The organism is Maribacter sp., from assembly GCF_039968975.1.
Classification (GTDB): Bacteria; Bacteroidota; Bacteroidia; order Flavobacteriales; family Flavobacteriaceae; genus Maribacter.
On sequence record NZ_JBDVOT010000195.1, the window covers coordinates 1 to 20804 of the forward strand.

Sequence of the window (20804 nt, forward strand, 5' to 3'; positions counted from 1 at the left end):
TCCTTCACCAAAAGACCCCAGTATTAACTGATTCTCATCCAGAGCCTCAAAAGCAAAAATTGGGGATTGTTCAAAACCAACAGAAATTTCCTTGGCAGTGTTCTTTTTGTAGTTATACACCAAAAGATTACCGTTCCATAAACCACAGTAAAATATAACACCATCTGTAGAATAAATACTTGCTACATCTTTTTGACTATTATAAAGTGGTAAAAAATCTTCCTCTTCAGAAATAAATAGTCCGTTATGCCTAGTTGCCACAACCACTTTATTATCAAAAGTTTTGCTAAAACCACGAATTCTAGGTACCTGATTATTAATATGCAGCGAAATATCCTTATTGCTATTAAACTGATTTTCAAATGGATCATACTTATCCAAACCATCTTCAGTACCTATCCACAAAACCCCTGAAGCATCAAAAAACAAAGCTGATACCAAGTTGTCCACTAAAGAAGTATCATCTGGAAGTACGGAATAATGCCATTTAAACTCACCCTCTTCAATATCTTCTAATTGATCACAAACAATTAAACCACCAAGTGTACCTACCCAATATTTACCGTCCGGTGCTTGTGCTACAGAAAGAAAATAAGGTCCTAGACCTTCTTTAATTTCAGTATCCTTAATTTCAAGATTATCAAATTTATTGGTCGTTTTATTTAGCTTGTACAGACCTTCTCTTGTACCTATAAAAATATCTGATTTTGCATCTTCATATATAAAATTCAAATATGGATTCTTCTCCACTGAATTTATTATAGATAGGTTGTAAATGTATTTTTGAACAATTTCCCCTTCTGCACCAAGCGTTAGTTTTGCAACGCCGCCAGATTCGTAACTTCCGATCCAAATATCACCGTTTTTATCTTCAACAATTTCTTTAATGTAATTGAAATTCTTCATTTCAACCTTATTGAAAACATCCGTATTATGGTTTAAAATATAGAGTCCGCTGTTCTTGGTACCTACCCAAATTCTTTTAAACTTATCTACAAAAACCGAACGTATTTCACCCTCTGGCAAACTATTAGGATTGTTCTCATCTGGTAAAAATGTTTTAAAAGTATAGGTGTCGGTCTTAAAAAGAGACAAACCGTTTCTAGTTCCTATCCATAAATTATTAGATTCCTCATCTAGCTCTAAAGCTGTAATATCGTCGTTATGCAGCTTTGTTTTATCAGCAGAAGAACTTAAATAAGATTTAAACTCATAGCCATCAAATCTATTTAAACCGGCAAAAGTTCCCAGCCATAAAAAACCGTGCTTATCTTGAACAATGTGACGAACAGCATTATGAGACAACCCATTATCGTCATTATAGTGTTCAAACTTAATATCTTGGGCAACCAGACATTTTACAAAAAATAATACGCTGATAAATATGCCTAGAAAATTTCGCATACGTTGTTTTGAGTAGTTGAGTTAAGTATTATATAAATGTACAAAAGCTTCGGGTAACGGTTTTTTAATAATCTTTAATGTCTATAGTTCTTTAATAGACCCTTCAATTATATCAATTACAAAATATTCGGAAGGCTCACCGTTCATTGCTTTTTCAAAAATGACCGCCCAATTACCAATAGCTTTGTTATGGGATGTTTTCAATTGATTACATACTATTTTATATTGCTGCAGCCTATGGTTACCAATATCTACTTTAGCCAATTCATCGGCACTTCGTAATCTGTAAAAATCATAAATCATATCAAAACCTGTCCAACCCTGAAAATCATCTGCTACTATATTATTAGTCTCCTCATCTAAATGACCCGAATATTCAAGTATCAATTCTTTCCCTGTTTTATTTACAAATTCGGTCAAAAATTCTCTTGACCAATCATCTGGTATAAACCTAAGCCTAACTAATTCTTTTAAATGCCACTGCGTAAAATCTCTATAATTTTCAGCGGTTAAAATGTCTTTATTCCAAATATCCGGAGTTTCATTTTCTAATAAATAAGCATATTCTTCTTCATACAAAGAAAACAGACTATTAAAATCTTTTGCCTTTTCTATAACCACTGTCTCTACCTCAAACCTTGTTTTTGAACGAATCGACAAAACTTTATAACCCGGTGCATAGGCAGCAAGTGAAGGCGTTTGTATGTTGAACAATGTATTACCCTTTGCACTTTCATAAACACCGGTATCATTAATATGCATATGACCACCAAAATGAATTTGAATACCTGCATCTGCAAACGTTTCGGCTACTTCCACATTTGGCACACGATGTAACTGCATTTTCTTTTCACCAAAAAAATGTTTCATTTCTGTTGCAGCACCATCATTAAAATCTACCATAGGATAATGGCTAAAAGCGATCAAAACCTTGTTCATTTTATTGGCTTTCTCAGCTACTTTCTTTACCCAATCTATTAAATGGCGTTTTTGTAAAATCACATTATTATAACCTATACTGGCACTTTCAAAATCATCGCCACTTTCTGAGGATGATATCATTTTTTCTTTAGGAAGATATACATTGGCGTCTATAGCCAAAAGCCAAATACCCGCTGTTGGTTCTACTAAATAACTAGCATCTGGGTGTTTGTTATAATCATCAATGGCATAAGTTCTATTACCTAATACAGCTGCTTTTTCAGCTTTCCCAAAAGTGTATTCATTGTAAGTGTATTTAGAGAAAGGAGTCTCCCAATACAAATATTCTTTCTGAGGGTAAAACCCAAATGCAGACATTTCATTTAAGATATCCTTATAGCCCCATTTTTTTATTTTTTCTGTTATAACGGGAGTAAGCTCACCCTCTGGTATATTATTTACCTTTTCTCTACGGCTGGTAATAATCTGCTCTTTGCCACCAACCCCTAAAAAGTCTGTTTTACCAGCATCTTGTTCAAAAGGTTTTACGGGATCGTGATTTCCGGTTGTCGCAAAAAACAAAAGTCCGTATTTCTTGGAATATTGATTTAGAATCTTGCGCAATCCTTTAACGTGTACAGGTTGACCATCATCACTAAAATCTCCCGGAAGCGCAACATATTTTATCCCCCTAGCTACAATATCCTCTAAGGCTTCAATAAATGCAAAGTAATTTTCATTGAAGATACGGGTAGACTTTAACTGGGCATTCATAGTACGTATGTTTACAAAATCGCCCGTTTCTGGGTTTTTAATCCCTTTGTAATTGGCATCTTCGAAATCGGCATAGATATCTTGAAAATGTGCATCTGCAATGAATGCAATTTTTACTTCTTCAAATTCCGTCTCCTGTTCATTACTACAAGAGAGACTTATAAATAACACCAAAAAAAAGCATATAACTCTTGGTAGTTTTATAACCGACCTGCTTATTTTATCATTGTTTCCTTCGGAAACGCGTAGCTCTTTTTCCATCCTCCTAAATCTATCAACACCTGATCTATCATTACTCCAGGGTCTACCATCCATATTTTCAATGTATGTTCACCTGCCTTGTTTACAATTTGTTTTGCAGCATGTACCGCGGCATTATTAAGAACGTTCTGCTTCCACTCGTTACTACGCCCAATTGTTTCAAAATCTATTAAAACAGGTGTAGCATCATCAATAGCCACTGCACAACGCACACCAATACCATTGTGGGCAGCATGTGTGGGCACAACTTGTAGGTTAACATCAACTTCTCCAAAATTAAAAGTATAAAAATCATACTCTAAAACCGGACTATCATTTATTATTTCGTTTATAGCTACCAATGGTTTTGCTCTTCTCGGCAATGCTGTAATTACTTTATTGGTATAACCTAAACCATCAAAAATTTGCCAGTTTGTTTCTTTACCATCCAGTTTTCTAGAAAAGTTTTCCGCATTAATAGAAACATAGCCCTTGTCTTCTACAAAACCTTTATAATTTTCTAATGTCTTAAATTTAGGATTATATGCAGATACGCCAACACTCATGGTTTTTCCATTGGATATAAAATCTATAGCGCTGTTTACTTTAAAGCTTGGCGGAATCAACTGAAAATCGTGCCCCAGTGGAGCTTCTTTTTTGTTTTCCCCTTTTGGAACTTTACTCCAATCTATACTTACCCAAATTCTTTTTTCTAGGTTGTTTTCGTCAAAACTACCTTTACTTTCAGACAACTTAATCCAATCTACCTTTGGTCTTGCTTCCCAATTAACCGTGCCTTTACCCTTTGCAAAGACATCTATAAAATAGCTGCTATTGGTATAGCTATTGAACACGGGTAATACATCAGCGTAGCTATTGATAATAGTATTATTCAATTCCATTTGATAACCTTCTAAAGCCAAACCAATACTAGCAACCTCATTATTAACAATACTTGAAGTTGAAGGTTGTGAAAAAACTGGAAGAAAACGCGGAGCCATGGTCATTATATGATTCCATTTTCCATTTTTAAGCTGTGTGTTATAATATGTCGTTTCTTTCTCAATTCGCTTATAGGCATTGGCGGACAATGCCCCAAAAGCATTAGCACTTTGCCTACCCTGTTTAGCTGAAAATTTATTTTTAAAACTATACAGCCATTTCTGATTTAGTTTTGAGGCTCCTATTACAGGGTAATACACCAACTGATAAAATGCATCTTTCCTATAACTTGGTATTTGTTCATATAGTTTTTCAGTATCATCAACCAATGTTTGATAATTTTCTAAACGCCGGGTAACCTCATCACCATAATGGTATTGTGTCAACGTTGTCTCCCCTTCTTTTGTTACCGGCTCCACTTGGCTCCAAGCCATAAATTCAGGTCTTCGTATATATGCAAGGCGATTGTTCTCAAATAAAACATCGGTGATTTTTGATGCCGTTTCATTACCAAATTCACGGGTTGCCCATTCTTGGGTATGGTCTTTAACCGTTGAACTTTGTTTAAAATCGTCCATATTCCAGGCCATATCTAAAAACAGTTCTATATTATACTCATGTGGTTTAATATCTCCACAATTCAAGATCCAGATATCTCGAGATTTAAACTCGTATGCTTTAGACATTTCTTCCCACATTAAAACCGGATTTGTAGAATTCAACCATAAATAGTCATGCGGTCTACCCCAATAAGATGTATGGTAGTACACACCGGCACCGCCAGACCTTTCCTGCTCTTTTGGGTTGCTCAATTGGCGTATATACCCATAATTATCATCGGTCCAAACCAAAGTAATATCTTCAGGTAATTTTAATCCGCTTTGGTAGTAATTCAATACTTCTTTATAAGGTACAAATGCCTGTGGAATAGTCGTTGGGTCTTTCTTGGTTTCCTTTTTTAAAATAGCTCGTTGATCGGTAATTACACGCTCTAATAAATTCACTTGCGCATCGGTATCATCTTCACCAACAATCATGGGCGAATCATGCTCACCACGCATTCCAGTAGTGTAAATGCCTTCTAGTTTTGCAGTTTCCTTTACCCTCTTCGTAAACAGACTTTTTATAGTTTCTGAATTGGTATCATACCTATACTCCCCCATTTCGTCATGTTTCCATTCGGTATTTATGTTACTCAACATAGGCTCTGCATGCGATGTGCCAATAACAATAGCATAATCATCTGCCACGAACTTATTCTCTGGGTAAGAGTAAAAAGGTTTGGTACTTGAGTGCATTGCAGGCCAAATTGTATTTGCCCTTAATCGTAACAGTAGTTCAAAAACCTTGGCATAGGTTTTAGGTCCAATATCCCCCGTTTCAGGTTCATAATTTAAAGCTGCCCAACGTTGCAGCCCCCAATCTTCATCATTTAAAAAAACACCCCTATATTTTACCGAAGGAGATTTAGAAACTATTTTATCAAGGGTAATAGAAATTGCCTGTTTTTTGGCGGGCGTAACATCTGCCCACCACTCCCACGGTGAAACTCCAATTTTCCTAGACAATTCTAACACTCCGTAAGCTGTTCCTCTACGATCGCTACCAACTACGACCAAAGCTTTATCAATGCCTGCCATTGGATTTTTTACAATCTGAATTTGAAAGCGTTCCCAACCATTTTTAATTTCCGCTACGCTGATCTTACCATTGGCAATCAAAGCATCAATCCATTTACTATTACCAATAGTACCTACAATAATGGTATTATTTTGATTATTCTTTTTAAAAGAAACCACCGGTTTTTTGCCAGATATTTTTTCAATATCATCTGCAAGTAGTTCTGTTGCTATACCAACTACTTTTGCATCTGCCTTATCAATTAAAATACCGGTAGTAACATTTTCAGCCACCATAGTAAAGTCTGTAGCCGTTTGATCTTGTGCAGATGTTATTATTACTTGAAAGCATACAAGTAATAGCAATACATTATTAAATTTTTTATTTATTCTTAATTCTCTCATAAGTTCCATCTTCAAAAATCACTTTATAATCAGACTTAAATAACGTAGAAGGCAAATAATAATCTGTGGAGATTACCTGTGCGCCAGATGATTTAGCTTTTTCAAATTTTTCATAGCTATTTGTTCGTGCCTCTTTAGTACCGGCATCGGCTCTGGTACGTACCATATACCCTTTGGAAACCAGTTCTTTTATATATTCAAAATCTTTAATTGGGTTGTTCACAATTCTAAAACCAGCTTCCGGATTACCTTCTTTGCTGTTCACAAAAAGGACCCTACCCTTAAGCGATTCATGACCTTGTAGATAATTTTGAATACGTTCTTCTTTTTCATCCAATACAAATAAGTATTTTCCCTGTAAGCTTTTTATGCTAGGCCAACCTTTATTTAAAACAGCTTTTTCAAGAGATTCAAAATCGCCCCTAATATCATCTGGAGTTATTAATTGGCTTGCAGGCAGCACACTTTTTATTTCATCATCAAGCGCATTTAAGGCGCTTTTATCAAATGCCAAAGGTGCTCTGGTTTGCGGTACTTTCTGATCTTTGGTATTGATTAGAATTATGATAGGTGAATGTTCTGGATTATTTATAGACCATTTCTTTAGAGCTTTCAATCCGTCACTGAACGATAGATGATGACTTCGAAAGTCAATATCCTGGACATGAAACATTTTTAAGCCAGGCTGTTTCAACTTTTCTTCCATATCAAAAGCTAAAGGTTCTTGACCAAGGGATTTTACTATATCTAATCCTTTAGGGTTAGAAAAATGACCTCCTTTTGGATCATAAAAAACATCCAATTCTATATTTCGTAAACCTAGATCTAATTGTTCTTCTAAAGAAATATGGGTGTATTGCAAGCTTTCCATTTTCTTTGGTTCAAGAGTATGCAAATAATCATACAATTGTTGTTCAATCCCTATTTTGTATGAATTATGACTACCGATTACTTGCAAACTATTTAATGGAGTTTGCCCGCTTTTACAGCTAATGAATACAAAAAACACAATCACTAGCAACCAATTATAAGAATATTTCATTATTTACAAATTTTAATCCTCATATGATGAATCTGGTATCATATTCAATATTAAAACTCCACCCTTGACAACATCTTCATGCTTAATACTATTGACTTCTAATACCTCACCATTAAATATACTCTCAGATACAAATACATTTTCATCGTTATTGTTATCAGCTTTAATGGTAAAATTTTTCCCTGGGTAATATTTAGGATTCAATTTAATATTGACCTCATCGAAAATTGGGCTTCCAATCTGGTACTCAGGATTAGCTTCTGTACCACCATTCATTTGAAAAAGACCCATCTTCAAGAGTACCGCCAAACTACCCATTAATCCTTGATCTTCATCGCCATTATACCCTGTAGATGGTGACAGACCACCAAACACGGAAGTAGCCACTCTTCTTGACCAATATTGTGTTAAATCAGGCCTACCCAATTCATTAAAAATAAATGTGGTTTGGATAGAAGGCTGATTCCCAAAATTGATTGGAATTCTACTATACTCAGGATGAAGCTCTGCAGAATGCGATGTACCAGCGGTAAAATTCAATTTTGCTGCCGTTGTAAATTGCTCGTTTAATTTTTTTATGGCAGCATCCTTACCTCCCATTAAGCTTGCCAATCCTTTAATATCATGAGGGACAAACCATGTAGATTGTGCTCCATTAGATTCTATAAAACCATTTTCTGCTTGGTACGGATCATAATCAACTTTCCATTTACCTTCAACATCTTTGGGGCGCATCCATCCTATTTCCGCATCATAAACATTCTTATAGTTCGCTGATCTTTTTAAGAAATAATCATAATCTTCACTATGACCCAACTTCTTAGCTAATTGTGCCAAAGTCCAATCTTGGTAAGCGTACTCCATTGTTAAACTTGCACCATCTTGGTGGCTACCAAATTTACCTTCAGGAATGGGGTAAGGCACATAACCATCATTCATATAATATTGTAAACCTCCGCCAATATCAGTAGTATGCTCGTAACCAGCTTTGCCCATTATACCAATAGCTTCATGATTTTTCTTTAAAGCTTGATAAACCATTTCTAACTCGTCTACAAATATTCCTTTTTGAATTGCCGATACCAGAAAAGGAGTAGAAGTTGCGCCCGTCATCACGTAGGTATAATTACCCCCAGAAGGACCTCTTGGCACCAAACCACCATCTTTGTAGTACTGCATTAAAGAATTAGAAAACTCATACATAATTTCAGGATACGCCAAGCCCCACAGCGTATTCAATGTCCATTGAGCTCCCCAGAAAGAATCTGAATTATAATGGTTGAATTTAGGGTTGCCTTTCTCATCTAACGGTAATTGTCCTATTCTAAAAGTTTTCCCGGTATTATCTGGATAAGCACCATTTACGTCATTAATAATTCTACGACCTTGTAGTGCATGCCATAAATCTGTATAGAATCTTCTTTGATCTTGGTCAGAACCGCCTTTGACATCTATTTTACCCAATAAACTATTCCATTCTTGTTTTGCTGTACTTCTAACATTATTAAATTTCCAGTTAGGTAATTCTGTTGTTATATTAAGTTCTGCATTGGCAACAGAAGTATAAGAAATACCCACTTTCATTAACACATTGCTATTATTTTCGCCTAATACAACAAGATAATTTCCAGTAACGTCATCTTTATTTACAGAAGCTATTTTAGTATTCAGCTGTACCTTGAAATAAACGGTCATAGGCTTTGGACGTCTATGCGTTGGTTCCATTGTTACCTTTCCAGAAAGCTCATTTTCCGAATTCTGTTCTAAAAACCCATCTACATTTTTACTTGGCCCCAATAGGGTATTTAAATTAAAAAGCACTGCTTTTTCCTCTCCATTCTCTGGATAGGTATACTGGTGAAAACCAACTCTTTTGGTGCTCGATAGTTGAGCTTCTATTTGATAACGTTCTAATTCCACTTTATGGTAACCTGGTATAACCACTTCATTATCATGGCTAAACTTGGAATAAAAGTCGTTAAAAACACCTTCTTTGGTTTGATCGTTGGTTGTAACCGGCATAACTGAAATACCTGACCTCTGCCATGCATGAATATGGCTGAAACCTTTAATAGTATCTGTTTTATAACGATAACCGCTACCCCAAGCACCACCAATTTGGGTATCTGGACTAAGGTTCACCATACCAAAAGGCCTACTTGCAGATGAGAAGTAGAACCATCTTGAGTTTTCAGTATCTAAAAGCGGGTACACTTTGGCAGTATAATCAATCTCTTGAGAATCTATTACCTTGTTATTATCTGGCTGTTTTTTACACGAACCAAAAAACAAGATTGAAATACCCAATAGGACAACGCTGTATTTTAATGTGTTAGCTAATGTCATTAATTTGAATTTAAAGTGTCATATTATTTAGATTAGCCTCTATTGCATTAAGCATTTCATAAGTTGGAAAACCATTGTTCTGCCTTCTATTGCCTATGGCATACCAATTTTTCCATTTATCATCAATATCTCCAGAACTTCTATGCTCAAATATGATATCAAGTTCTTTTTTCGCCTTTGGCAACATAGCTTTTGCCTGGTTCAAATACTTTTGATTCTTGGTAGTTTCATACTCTTTTTTCAACAGTACCATGTTATGCAACACTGTTTCAAAAGCAATTAAGTCTGAATATAATTGGGCAGGTAACAGAATATAAGAGTGATAAAAATTATCGTTTCTCTTCAATAGTTCATATCCTAATTCTGCTTCTGAAAGTGATTTTTCTAAAAATCCCTTTACTCGTCTTACATTCTCTACATCGCCTATTACGCGCTCGTAATCAAAAGGAACCGGTGATTTTCCCGGTCTAACAATTGGTGTATTAGACAGGTAAGAAACTGCTTCTCTAATTTCCCATAAATGTTCAACATATCCTTTTCTACCTTCTTGAGCCTCACTTAAAAGCTTCATAGATTTTACGGCATGTTCTGCTGCTTCTTTAGTAAAATAACGTTCTGTCCATTCCTTATAAAAGAGGTCTGCATTGAAAGTTTCTGGATTGTTACACACCTCACTGTAGGCTTCTAGGTTTAATAGAAACGGTCTAAAATTCTGTCCGTTGACCAAACAGTACTTATCTGCATTGTAGGAATTGAACATCTCTTTCATTACGGACTCCACTTTCTCTGGATAAGGATTATGAACGGTATGGTTCAACCAATAACCTGCATGCATATACGTACCAAACTCATAATCATCTGTGGTGTTTGGCAGGTGCTCAAATTCACCAAAACCGTGATCGGACCAAAGTACGGTCCAATCTTTTGGAGGTCTAAAACCTTCATTCCACATTTCCATACCATCAGAATAACAAACCAATACTTTTTGCGCATTGGGTTTATATTCATCTACCAGTACACCAAAAGCGGCATAAACCTCATTGAACACATCTATTTTGCTTTCACCACAAGTACTTTCATATTCCCAGTCCCACACCTGGTGGCGAGGTCTTAAAATAAAAATATCTGTTTTTGCTAATGGTGTATGTTCAAAATAGTAGCGCCATGCTTTTAGCCAATCTTCTTTATGTAGTTTCCAGCAATCTGCTTTTTCAGCATCCATGGGATGTATTTGATAACCAAGAGCAAAATCCACGGCTATTTTCATACCCTTTGTATGCGCATAGTCTATCATTTTCTCCACATAGTTAACATCTATTTGATAATCTGGTTTTAGCTTTTTGTACTCTGGTCTAATATAAAACTCAGGTCTGCCAAGCATATCAAAAAGCTGAATAGAAGTATATCTTAAGCGTACCAATGAATTAATCATTTCAGTATAACTTTCCCAATCGTACTTTAAAAGTTCACCTCTATAATTAGCAAGCTCATCTACATCATTTTCAAAATATGTAAGTTCTGGTACTTTTGGAGGTTCTATGGTCTTGGGTTCAAAATTTAATAGGTCATTGATTGTTTTCTTCTGTGGTAATTTTCCTGTCCAATACTCTAAAGGATCCACACCCAATATTTCTTTTGAATAATCATATACCGCATGTTGAAGTCCTTTCATGTCAGCACCAGTAATTACTATGGCATTAGAGCCATTAAAAGTATTTTTAGACCATGAACCGCTGCCTGGAGATTGATTTTCAGCTGTTAAGTCTAAATCATTATTAGACAACATATCTGCAATTACAGGATTAGAATTTGCTGTTCCCACTATAAAAATCAAAGCGTTTTTGGGGGTAGTATCTTCATTATTTATTATCTGAACATCTTCGTTCAAAACTTTTTGCAAATCGTTTTTCAAGTCATTGATAGTAGATATTTCTACATCTGTAGCATGTATACCTTGAACTAAACAAATAGACGATAGCTGTTCTGAGTCATTATTACAAGACATGCTGAAAGTAAGCAATAAGAGAAATGGTATTATTATATTTTTTATAATCATTTGTTCAGGTCTTTCTATTACTAGAAGTTTTCGACAATTTATTAATTAAAATAAGTAGACCATTAAAGCCTACAGATTAAAATATGATGATAAGAACAGTCTTCGAAATTAGAGTATGATAGTTTAGACTTATAGATTAATTCTATAAAATCTGGATAGTGAACGACACCATTTTATAGCTCAGCAAGATAAACCTTTAAATGAAATCCAAATCAATTATTGAGCCGAGTTTACTTCAGATAAATCAAACGAACTACATTTCAATATGTTTTCACTAATAGCACTTGATGTTGAATACAGGCAGGGTTTTTCACCTACCCATATCAACTTCAATTAAAACTAACTACTTAAATATTTAAAGCTTATTACACTATTTAGTAACCAGGGTTTTGAACTAAAGAACCATCTGATAATTGTAATTCATTAGCCGGTATAGGTCTTAATAAATGAATACTACTATCGAAAGCACCGTGGTCTATTACTTGAGGGTTATATAAATTTATACGTTCTTCTAACTTACCTGTTCTTTTAAGTACCGCCCATCTATTTTCTTCACCTGCAAGCTCAATAGCTCTTTCGTTCAAGATATCATCAATGGTAATAGAAGTATATTCATTTGCCACACCCGTAGCTCTTTCTCTTACAATATTGATATGTGATAAAGCTGATGCTGTATTACTGGCACCTAAATAAGCTTCTGCAGCAAGTAAATGTGTACCAGCTACCCTAAATACAAATGTATCTCTAGCACCATCTGTATCTTCATTAAAATCTTGGTCATCAAATTTTTTGAAGATTGGAAAATTAGTACGCTCAATGTTCAAAGAATATAGATAGTTAACTCCTGGCACATCATCCGGCAAACCAAAAAGGTATTGATCTGGTTGATATACCCAATAACGATCTAAACGCTCTGCAAGCTCATCTGCATCTAATGTATTTTTTGGATAGTATACAATAGTATCACCGGCAACAATATTATCAGGACCATCTGGCTCATCACTATCAGCAATAATTGCGCGGTGAATAGTTGCATCTTCTCTTGTATCGTTATCCGCAAACAAAGAATAAAAGAAAGGTGTAGGCATTGCTTCAAAACCACTTACCCCATAAGGTGTCGTTGTTCTATTTACACCTGGGTAATTAAAAACCTGGTTCATAAATAATGAATGCTTGTTATTGCTCTTATCTGCAGTAAGCCCACTGTTACCATATTGTATGGCAAACAAAACCTCATCATTTTCCTGGTTATCATAATCGAACACCTCTGCATATGACTGGCTACGTATATCGTAACTACCAATTGCCTGTTCTGCAAGTGCAGCGGCAGTAGTAAAATCTGCAGAACTACCTGCAGCGGTATATGCTCTTGTTAAATAAACTTGTGCCAATAAATGCCGTGCAGCTCTTTTAGAAAATCTTCCAGTACCGGGATCATCCAATAAAATAGGTATTGCAGCTTCTAGATCTGTAATGATCTGTGCGTAAGTTTCTGCTTCGGTAGATCTTGCATAATCTGTACGTATGGTCTGTACTTCTTCTAACTCAATGACAACGCCGCCATATTGTTGAACCAAATTAAAGTAAGCCAAAGCTCTCAATGCCTGTGCCTGGGCAATACCATAATCTCTTTGATCTAAATTGGCATCACTCCAACTAATTTGTTCGGTATACCTACTAATTGCAGTATTCGCCTTACTTATAACTTTGTAATTATTTGACCATACCGATAAACCTTCTCCCGAGTTAAGGTTAAAATAATCGTTTGTTGGGCTAAAGGAAAATGCCTCACTTTGACTTGCAAAAATATCAGTACCAAAAAATTGATACGTATAATCACGATATACATCACGCAAACTACTGTATACCCCAACAACTAATTGATCTGCATTATTTTGGTCTATAAAATTCTCTGATGTAATGTCAGAAAAAATATCTTCTTCTAAATAATCGTTACAGGCATACGACAGCGATAGGGTAAGCGCCACTGCTACAACCTTTATGTTTTTATATAGTTTCATCTTTAATTTTTTTTAGTATTAGTATGCTAATTTTAACCCGAACAAAACTGTTTTAACCGAATACCCCATGTTGTAGGAATTCTGTAATCCTGTTTCTGGATCTGGACCTGCAAAATCTGTAAATGTGAACGGATTTTGAACATCTAACGAAAGACGTAGATTAGACATCTTGAATTTGTCCAAAAGCTCTTGAGGGAAAGAATACGCTAACCCTATATTACCAATTCTCACATAAGACATATCTTCATAAAACCAAGGGTAAGCAGATTCGCCATACTCTGGAGATGGGTATTTTGCATCTGGATTATTAGGTGTCCAATAATCTTGCTTTAAGCTATTGAATACTGCTGCATCACCATTAAAAGTGGCAAAATTTTGATGAAATTCAGAGTGTCCAAAAACACCTTGTCTTGTGTTTACCTGAACATTCATTTCAAAATTCTTGTAATTAAAAGTGTTGGTCATACCCGCAATCCAATCTGGAGATTGTGAGCCAAGTACTCTTTTATCATCTTGGTTAATTACACCATCGTCGTTTTGATCAACATACTTATACTGCCCAGGTAAAAGACCAAAAGATTCAGCTTCAGCCGCTTCGTCTATTTGCCAAATACCATCTACCTCATAATCAAAAGTAGCATCAATTGGAGCACCCACTTGTAATACACCGTTCAATCTAGAATCAGTACCCACTAAAATTTGATCAAGACCATCAAAAAGTTCTATAATCTCGTTATCGTTCTTTGTGAAGTTGAAATTGGTACGCCATGAAAAATCATCTGTACGTACATTTACCGTATTCAAGGTGATTTCCACACCTTTATTTCTAACAGATCCAAAATTACCTACCGTTCCAGAATCACCAAAACCGGTTACAAAAGATAATTGACGGGCAAGAATACTGCCTTCCGTTTTCTTATTGTAATATTCAAAACCAAAATTAATTCTGTTATTAAAGACTGAAAGATCAAGACCAAAGTTATATTCCTTTGAAACTTCCCATGTCAAATCTGCATTTGAAAGACCTGCAACAGATTTACCAATGCTAAATTCATCTCCAAATAAATAACTCTCTTGAGATAAGAATGCCAATGAGCTGTATGGGTTTACCGTTTTATCATTACCGGACTCACCATAACTTAATCTTAATTTAAGATTACTTAACCAATCTACATCTTTTAAAAAGGTTTCTTCACTTGCTTTCCATGCAAAAGCTGCTGATGGAAAAAATGCCCATTTATTACCTTCAGATAATTTTGACGATCCGTCATACCTACCGGTGAATGTGAATAGATATCTATCTTGTATATTATAATTTAAACGACCGGCAAAAGAAGCCAATGTTTCTTTTTCATAGAAACTGCCATAATCATTTGGCACATCTGACCCTGCTTGTGTATTAAAGAACAAATAAGCATCGGTATCAAAATCCCTAACCTGAATATTACTACCCTCAGGGTTTGAGTAATATAAAGAATTAATAAAGGTTGTTTTAAGGTTGTGCCCTTCTGCAATATCAAAATTAAAATCTACAATATTATCCCAAGTATAAGAGGTGTCAAAACCAGATTCATAGTAAGAACGTATTCTTGATGGATCGTTTCTAGAAGATTTTGTCAACAAACCACGGTACTCACCAAAACGATCAGAACTAATATTTGGAGAAAATTGTGTTTTAAAATTGATCCAATCATTAGGCTTATAGTTAAAGAAAACATTTGCAATAACATCTAAAGACCTATTATTAACTCTCCAAGCTCCTTCTGCATCATAAACTGGGTTTACAAACCTTAAATCTTGATCATCCGGAAAAAGTATTGGCTCCCCATTTGCATCATACGGATTTACCGTTGGTGCCAAACGCAAAGTACTTCTAAATAATTCTCTACTACCCTGCTCTCTTTCTGATAACGCCAAATAGGTTTTAATACCTACGGTAACTTTATCAGATACTTTTTTGGATAACGAAGCGCTAATATTATACCTTTCAAATTCTTCAATGCCCATTACCCCTTCATCATGCAAATAACCTATAGAACCGTTATACACTAAACCGTTACTACCTCCTGACATACCTACGGTATGGCTGGTCTGCAATCCAGATTTTCTAAAAAGGTCCATCCAATCTGTATATCTACCGTTGGCAACATTAGATGCCTCTTCGTTAGATGATTGAATTTCTGTAGATCTATCTACCGCAATATTATTATAAGATGCAACAGTTCTATCTGTTCCTAGCCACTCACGTGCTCTTAGAACGTCATCAACAAACGCAACATATTCAGAACCTGAGTACAGTTCTGGTACATTGGTTGCAGAACGTAGACCAAAAGAAGAATCATAGGTAAAAACAGTTTTACCTTCAATACCACTTTTCGTAGTAATGATTACAACCCCGTTCGCCCCTCTAGAACCATATATAGCAGTAGCAGAGGCATCTTTCAAAATATCCATCTGCTCAATATCAGCAGGGTTGAGAACACTTATATCGTCAAAAAATATACCGTCTACTACAAATAAAGGTTTAGAAGGGTCATCAGCTAAGTTATCACTTACACCATCACGCTCATTACCTTGGTTTGCCGTAATTACCGTATTACCACGAATCTTAATAGACAATGGTGCACCTGGTTTAGAGTTTAATGTTCTAACGTCTACACCCGCAATACGACCTTGAATTGCCTGACCTAAATCTGTTTTTCTTTGTTCGGTAAGCGTTTTACTATCGACCGAGGCAACTGCACCTGTTAAATCACTTTTCTTTACAGATCCATAACCAATAACTACAACTTCATCTAGTTGCGCCGTATCTTCTGTCATGGTAACCGATAAATTAGCTTGCCCAGAATAAGTTACCTCTACAGGCTTATAACCTAAATATGAGATACTAAGTACATTTCCGCTCTCTACTGAAATACTAAAATTTCCATCAAAATCTGTTACGGTACCGTTTGATGTTCCTTTTACTACAATAGATGCTCCTGGAATTGGCATACCCTGGTCATCTGCCACCGTACCCGTAACGCTACTCTGCGCCAATAGTACCGATGACATGCCCAATAAAAGGAATACCATTAATAGTTTAAGTTTTTTCATTTTTTTTATTGTTAAGTTAATTGACTACTAATGTATTGTTAAGACCATGTTAACGAATGGACATATTCTTCGAAAACATGGACAATGGTCAAAATTTGATTTATTTTTAAATTCATAATTACACAAAAATTGAATTAAAATTTTACATAATTCACATATTCACAAGAGCAAAAATTACATATTTTCATCTAATGAAGAATATTACACTTTAACATTTAGAGCAAAAAATCCATGCTTTTTATTAAAATGTCCATTCATAAAAACGATAACCTAAGTACTTTGTTAAACCATTCTAAACCAATATATCAATAATGAAAAATTTCTTATCAAACTCTAAACTATTGACTGTAATAGCTGTCCTATTATTTATAGGTTGTGCCGAAAACACAAAAGATGAAACCCCATGGGTAGACCTTTTTGACGGTGAAACTTTAAACGGTTGGCATAAATTAGGCGGCAATGCAACATATGCGGTAAATGACGGTACTATTGTAGGGACCACTACCCATGGAACACCAAATACGTTTTTAACTACAGATAAAATGTACGGTGATTTTATTTTAGAGCTAGACTATAAAGTAGATTCTACTATGAACTCGGGCATACAGATTAGAAGTAACAGTAAACCAACTTATAGAGACGGTAGAGTTCATGGTTACCAAGTTGAGATAGACCCATCTGACAGAGCATGGAGCGGTGGTATTTATGATGAATCTAGACGAGGTTGGTTAAACCCGCTAACAGACAATACAATTGCGCAAAAAGCTTTTAAACAAAATGAATGGAACCATTACCGTATTGAAGCTATTGGCGATACCATTAAAACATGGGTAAACGATGTACCTGCGGCATACTTAATAGATGATAAAACTGCAAAAGGGTTTATCTGCTTACAAGTTCATAGTATACATGACGACCAAAAAGCTGGAACGGACATTATATGGAAAAATGTAAAAATAATTACGGACAGTGTTTCTAAATATGCTACAGAATCTCCATTGACCCCAATCATCACCAAAAACAAATTAACTATAGATGAGAAAAAAGATGGATGGAAATTACTTTGGGACGGCAAAACCACTAATGGTTGGAAAGGTGCCAAACTAGATGAGTTTCCAGAAAAAGGTTGGAAAATAGAAGACGGCATACTAAGTGTACTTGCATCTGGTGGTGAAGAGTCTACTGCCGGTGGAGATATTGTTACAAAAGATCTGTACGGTGATTTTGAGTTAAAGGTCGATTTTAAGTTAACGCCAGCTGCCAACAGTGGTATAAAATACTACGTAGATACCGAAATTAATAAAGGTGCAGGTTCATCTATAGGATTAGAGTATCAAATACTTGATGATAACCTTCACCCAGATGCGAAACTAGGAAATCATGAAGGTAGTAGAACAGTAAGTTCCCTATATGACCTTATACAGGCAGATGTGAACAAACCTATTAAACCAATAGGCGAATGGAACACTGCATATATAATATCAAAAGACAACCATGTTGAGCATTGGTTAAACGGAACCAAGGTTTTAGAATACGAACGTAAGAGCGATGCCTATAGAAAGCTTGTAGCTGAAAGTAAATATGCCAAATGGCCAAGTTTTGGAGAACTGGAAAAGGGTCAAATTCTATTACAAGATCATGGTGACCTTGTTTCTTTCAAAAACATTAAAGTTCGTTCAATCAGCAACACTAAAGAATAAACATCATGAGTTCAAACAGAAGAGATTTTATAAAGAAAACTGCAATAGGCGCTGTTGGTGCTACACTAGTAGGATCAAGCGCTAATGCAATGACAGCAAAGAGTTATTCTAAAATAATTGGTGCCAATGACAGAATAAATGTTGCTATACAAGGTTTAGGTAGAAGGTATGGCGCTTATATACCAGCAATTGCACATAAGCAGAATAATATTGAGCTAAAATATTTGTGCGATGTAATGAAAAGTCAGCGAGATAAAGCTGCGTCTGAATTAGCTTCAAAAATCGACTATAAGCCAAAACTAGAAAATGATATTCGTAAAATTTTAAACGATAAAGACGTAGATGCCATATTTATGTCAACACCTGATCATTGGCATGCGCCAGGCGCTTGTATGGCCATGCAAGCCGGTAAACATGTATTCTTAGAAAAACCCTGCAGTCATAACCCTAAAGAAGGTGAATTGGTGGTAGCCTACCAAAAAAAGTATAATAAAGTGGTACAAATGGGTAACCAACAAAGGTCTGCACCAGAGTCTCAAGAAATTATCAAAGAAATTCATAACGGGATAATTGGTGATGCTTATAAGGCTACTGCTTTTTATGTGAGTGCAAGGGGCCCGGTTCCACATCAAACCAAAACAAACCCACCAGCAGGATTGGATTGGGATCTTTTTCAAGGTCCGGCACCAAGAAGAGCTTATACGGATAACACATGGGACTACAACTGGCACTGGTATGGTTGGGATTATGGAACAGCCGAAATGGGCAACAATGCAACACATGAATTAGATATTGCACGCTGGGCATTAGGTGTAACTTACCCTGAACATGTATCTGTGGATGCAGGTAAATATCATTACAAAGATGACGGTTGGGAAATGTACGACACTATGGAGGCAACCTTTAAATTCGCCGGAAATAAAACCATAAAATGGGACGGAAATAGTAGAAGTGGCTATCATAAATTTGGCAATAAATACGGAAGAGGAACCATAGTTTCCGGCTCTGAAGGTACGGCCTACATTGATCGTGGGGGCTATAAACTTTTTGATCAGAAAGGTAATTTGATAAAGGAAAACCTATCTTCAGGTAAAGAAGCAGGTACAGCACTTGGCGGCGGTGGAGATATGTCTACGTTACATACTGTCAACTTTTTTGATGCCATAAGAGGAAAAGCTGAATTAACATCGCCGATAGATGAAGGCGCTATCAGCCAGATGCTTACCCATTATGCCAATATAGCATCGAGAATAGATGATTCTTTTGAAATTGATGAAACTACAGGACGTATATTTAATAGAGAGGCCATGAAACTATGGTCAAGATCATACGAGCCGGGTTGGGAAATTAAAGATGTATAACTAGATATTTCCATAAAAATGATGTTTTTGAAACTATAGTAAATCATAACGTATAGCATTTCTATTTTCAAAAAAAACTACATATACATATTACTGAATACCATATACTTTACATACTAGTATCCAGTAATATATTAATAATTCTACATGCAATTAAATCTATGAAAAAGCATATCTATATATGGTTTATCACCCTTTCTATATTCTGTTGTAAAGCACAACATAGCAGTGATAAAATCGATTTAAGAATCACAAAAAATAGTCCTATCAAAATAACACAGGTATCTGAAAACAACTATTTGGTTGATTTCGGAAAAGCTTTTTTTGGCACGGTTGAATTGCGCAGTACTACACCTCAAAACGATTCACTGATTATACACCTAGGCGAAAAATTAAATTCAGAACATAGAATAGATCAAGAACCAGGTGCATCAATCAGATATCAAAAAATAGTATTACCTAAACTACAAGCAAACAATGTTACCAGTATAGACCTAATACCTAACAAAAAAAATACTTCAGGTGCCGCTATACTCTTACCGGATACTATTGGTACCGTTATGCCCTTTAGATACTGTGAAATAGAGAATTTACAAGTACCTATTGAAGATATTGAAATTGTACAGAAAGCGGTTCACAACAACTTTAATGATAGTGCTAGCTACTTTACTTCTTCTAATGAAGTATTAGATTCTATTTGGAAATTATGTAAGCACACTGTTAAAGCCACAAGTTTTACAGGCTACTATGTAGATGGTGACCGTGAAAGAATACCGTATGAAGCAGATGCCTATATAAATCAACTTAGCCATTATAGCGTAGATAGCCTTTATGACATGGGCAGAAGAACTAATGCTTATTTCATAAAAAACCCAAC

At 35.5% G+C, this 20804-nt stretch carries 11 protein-coding genes; 3 read left to right on the top strand and 8 right to left on the bottom strand.

The features are described 5' to 3' along the window. The 8 genes from ABJI11_RS13450 to ABJI11_RS13485 form a co-directional block, all read right to left on the bottom strand. A partial coding sequence (locus ABJI11_RS13450) for a two-component regulator propeller domain-containing protein (protein ID WP_348353189.1) occupies window positions 1–1404 on the bottom strand: 1404 nt, incomplete at its 3' end. Window positions 1405–1485: 81 nt separating this feature from the next. Beyond that, window positions 1486–3414, bottom strand: coding sequence for a metallophosphoesterase (locus ABJI11_RS13455; protein WP_348353192.1), 1929 nt, complete (start codon window positions 3412–3414; stop codon window positions 1486–1488). Beyond that, on the bottom strand, window positions 3315–6305 hold the full coding sequence (locus tag ABJI11_RS13460; protein WP_348353195.1) for a glycosyl hydrolase 115 family protein: 2991 nt from the start codon (window positions 6303–6305) through the stop codon (window positions 3315–3317). Before ABJI11_RS13460 ends, ABJI11_RS13455 begins: the two co-directional genes overlap by 100 nt. After that, on the bottom strand, window positions 6283–7347 hold the full coding sequence (locus ABJI11_RS13465; protein WP_348353198.1) for a phosphatidylinositol-specific phospholipase C1-like protein: 1065 nt from the start codon (window positions 7345–7347) through the stop codon (window positions 6283–6285). The genes ABJI11_RS13460 and ABJI11_RS13465 overlap by 23 nt, the downstream gene beginning before the upstream one ends. A 12-nt stretch (window positions 7348–7359) precedes the next feature. Then, window positions 7360–9693, bottom strand: a complete 2334-nt coding sequence (locus tag ABJI11_RS13470; protein WP_348353200.1) for a GH92 family glycosyl hydrolase — start codon at window positions 9691–9693, stop codon at window positions 7360–7362. Window positions 9694–9703: 10 nt separating this feature from the next. Continuing rightward, entirely contained in the window at window positions 9704–11698 is a 1995-nt protein-coding gene (locus ABJI11_RS13475; protein WP_348353203.1) for a glycosyl hydrolase 115 family protein, read from the bottom strand. Between the two features lie 425 nt (window positions 11699–12123). After that, window positions 12124–13770, bottom strand: coding sequence for a RagB/SusD family nutrient uptake outer membrane protein (locus tag ABJI11_RS13480; RefSeq protein ID WP_348353205.1), 1647 nt, complete (start codon window positions 13768–13770; stop codon window positions 12124–12126). Window positions 13771–13788: 18 nt separating this feature from the next. Then, window positions 13789–16866, bottom strand: a complete 3078-nt coding sequence (locus ABJI11_RS13485; RefSeq protein ID WP_348353207.1) for a TonB-dependent receptor — start codon at window positions 16864–16866, stop codon at window positions 13789–13791. 311 nt (window positions 16867–17177) lie between these two features. Between ABJI11_RS13485 and ABJI11_RS13490 the strand changes: the two genes are divergently transcribed. From ABJI11_RS13490 to ABJI11_RS13500, 3 genes are all read left to right on the top strand, one after another. Then, on the top strand, window positions 17178–18566 hold the full coding sequence (locus ABJI11_RS13490) for a DUF1080 domain-containing protein (RefSeq protein ID WP_348353208.1): 1389 nt from the start codon (window positions 17178–17180) through the stop codon (window positions 18564–18566). 5 nt (window positions 18567–18571) lie between these two features. Further along, a complete protein-coding gene (locus tag ABJI11_RS13495) occupies window positions 18572–19927 on the top strand; it encodes a Gfo/Idh/MocA family oxidoreductase (RefSeq protein WP_348353210.1) in 1356 nt (451 codons plus the stop codon). Window positions 19928–20088: 161 nt separating this feature from the next. Then, the coding region (locus tag ABJI11_RS13500) for a family 78 glycoside hydrolase catalytic domain (protein WP_348353213.1) at window positions 20089–20804 on the top strand (716 nt) is incomplete at its 3' end.

Coding starts and splice junctions, on each gene's coding strand:
- ABJI11_RS13455 (WP_348353192.1), bottom strand. CDS start 3,414: ATGGATGGTAGACCCTGGAGTAATGATAGATCAGGTGTTGATAGATTT.
- ABJI11_RS13465 (WP_348353198.1), bottom strand. CDS start 7,347: ATGAAATATTCTTATAATTGGTTGCTAGTGATTGTGTTTTTTGTATTC.
- ABJI11_RS13490 (WP_348353208.1), top strand. CDS start 17,178: ATGAAAAATTTCTTATCAAACTCTAAACTATTGACTGTAATAGCTGTC.
- ABJI11_RS13495 (WP_348353210.1), top strand. CDS start 18,572: ATGAGTTCAAACAGAAGAGATTTTATAAAGAAAACTGCAATAGGCGCT.
- ABJI11_RS13470 (WP_348353200.1), bottom strand. CDS start 9,693: ATGACATTAGCTAACACATTAAAATACAGCGTTGTCCTATTGGGTATT.
- ABJI11_RS13485 (WP_348353207.1), bottom strand. CDS start 16,866: ATGAAAAAACTTAAACTATTAATGGTATTCCTTTTATTGGGCATGTCA.
- ABJI11_RS13475 (WP_348353203.1), bottom strand. CDS start 11,698: ATGTCTTGTAATAATGACTCAGAACAGCTATCGTCTATTTGTTTAGTT.
- ABJI11_RS13460 (WP_348353195.1), bottom strand. CDS start 6,305: ATGAGAGAATTAAGAATAAATAAAAAATTTAATAATGTATTGCTATTA.
- ABJI11_RS13480 (WP_348353205.1), bottom strand. CDS start 13,770: ATGAAACTATATAAAAACATAAAGGTTGTAGCAGTGGCGCTTACCCTA.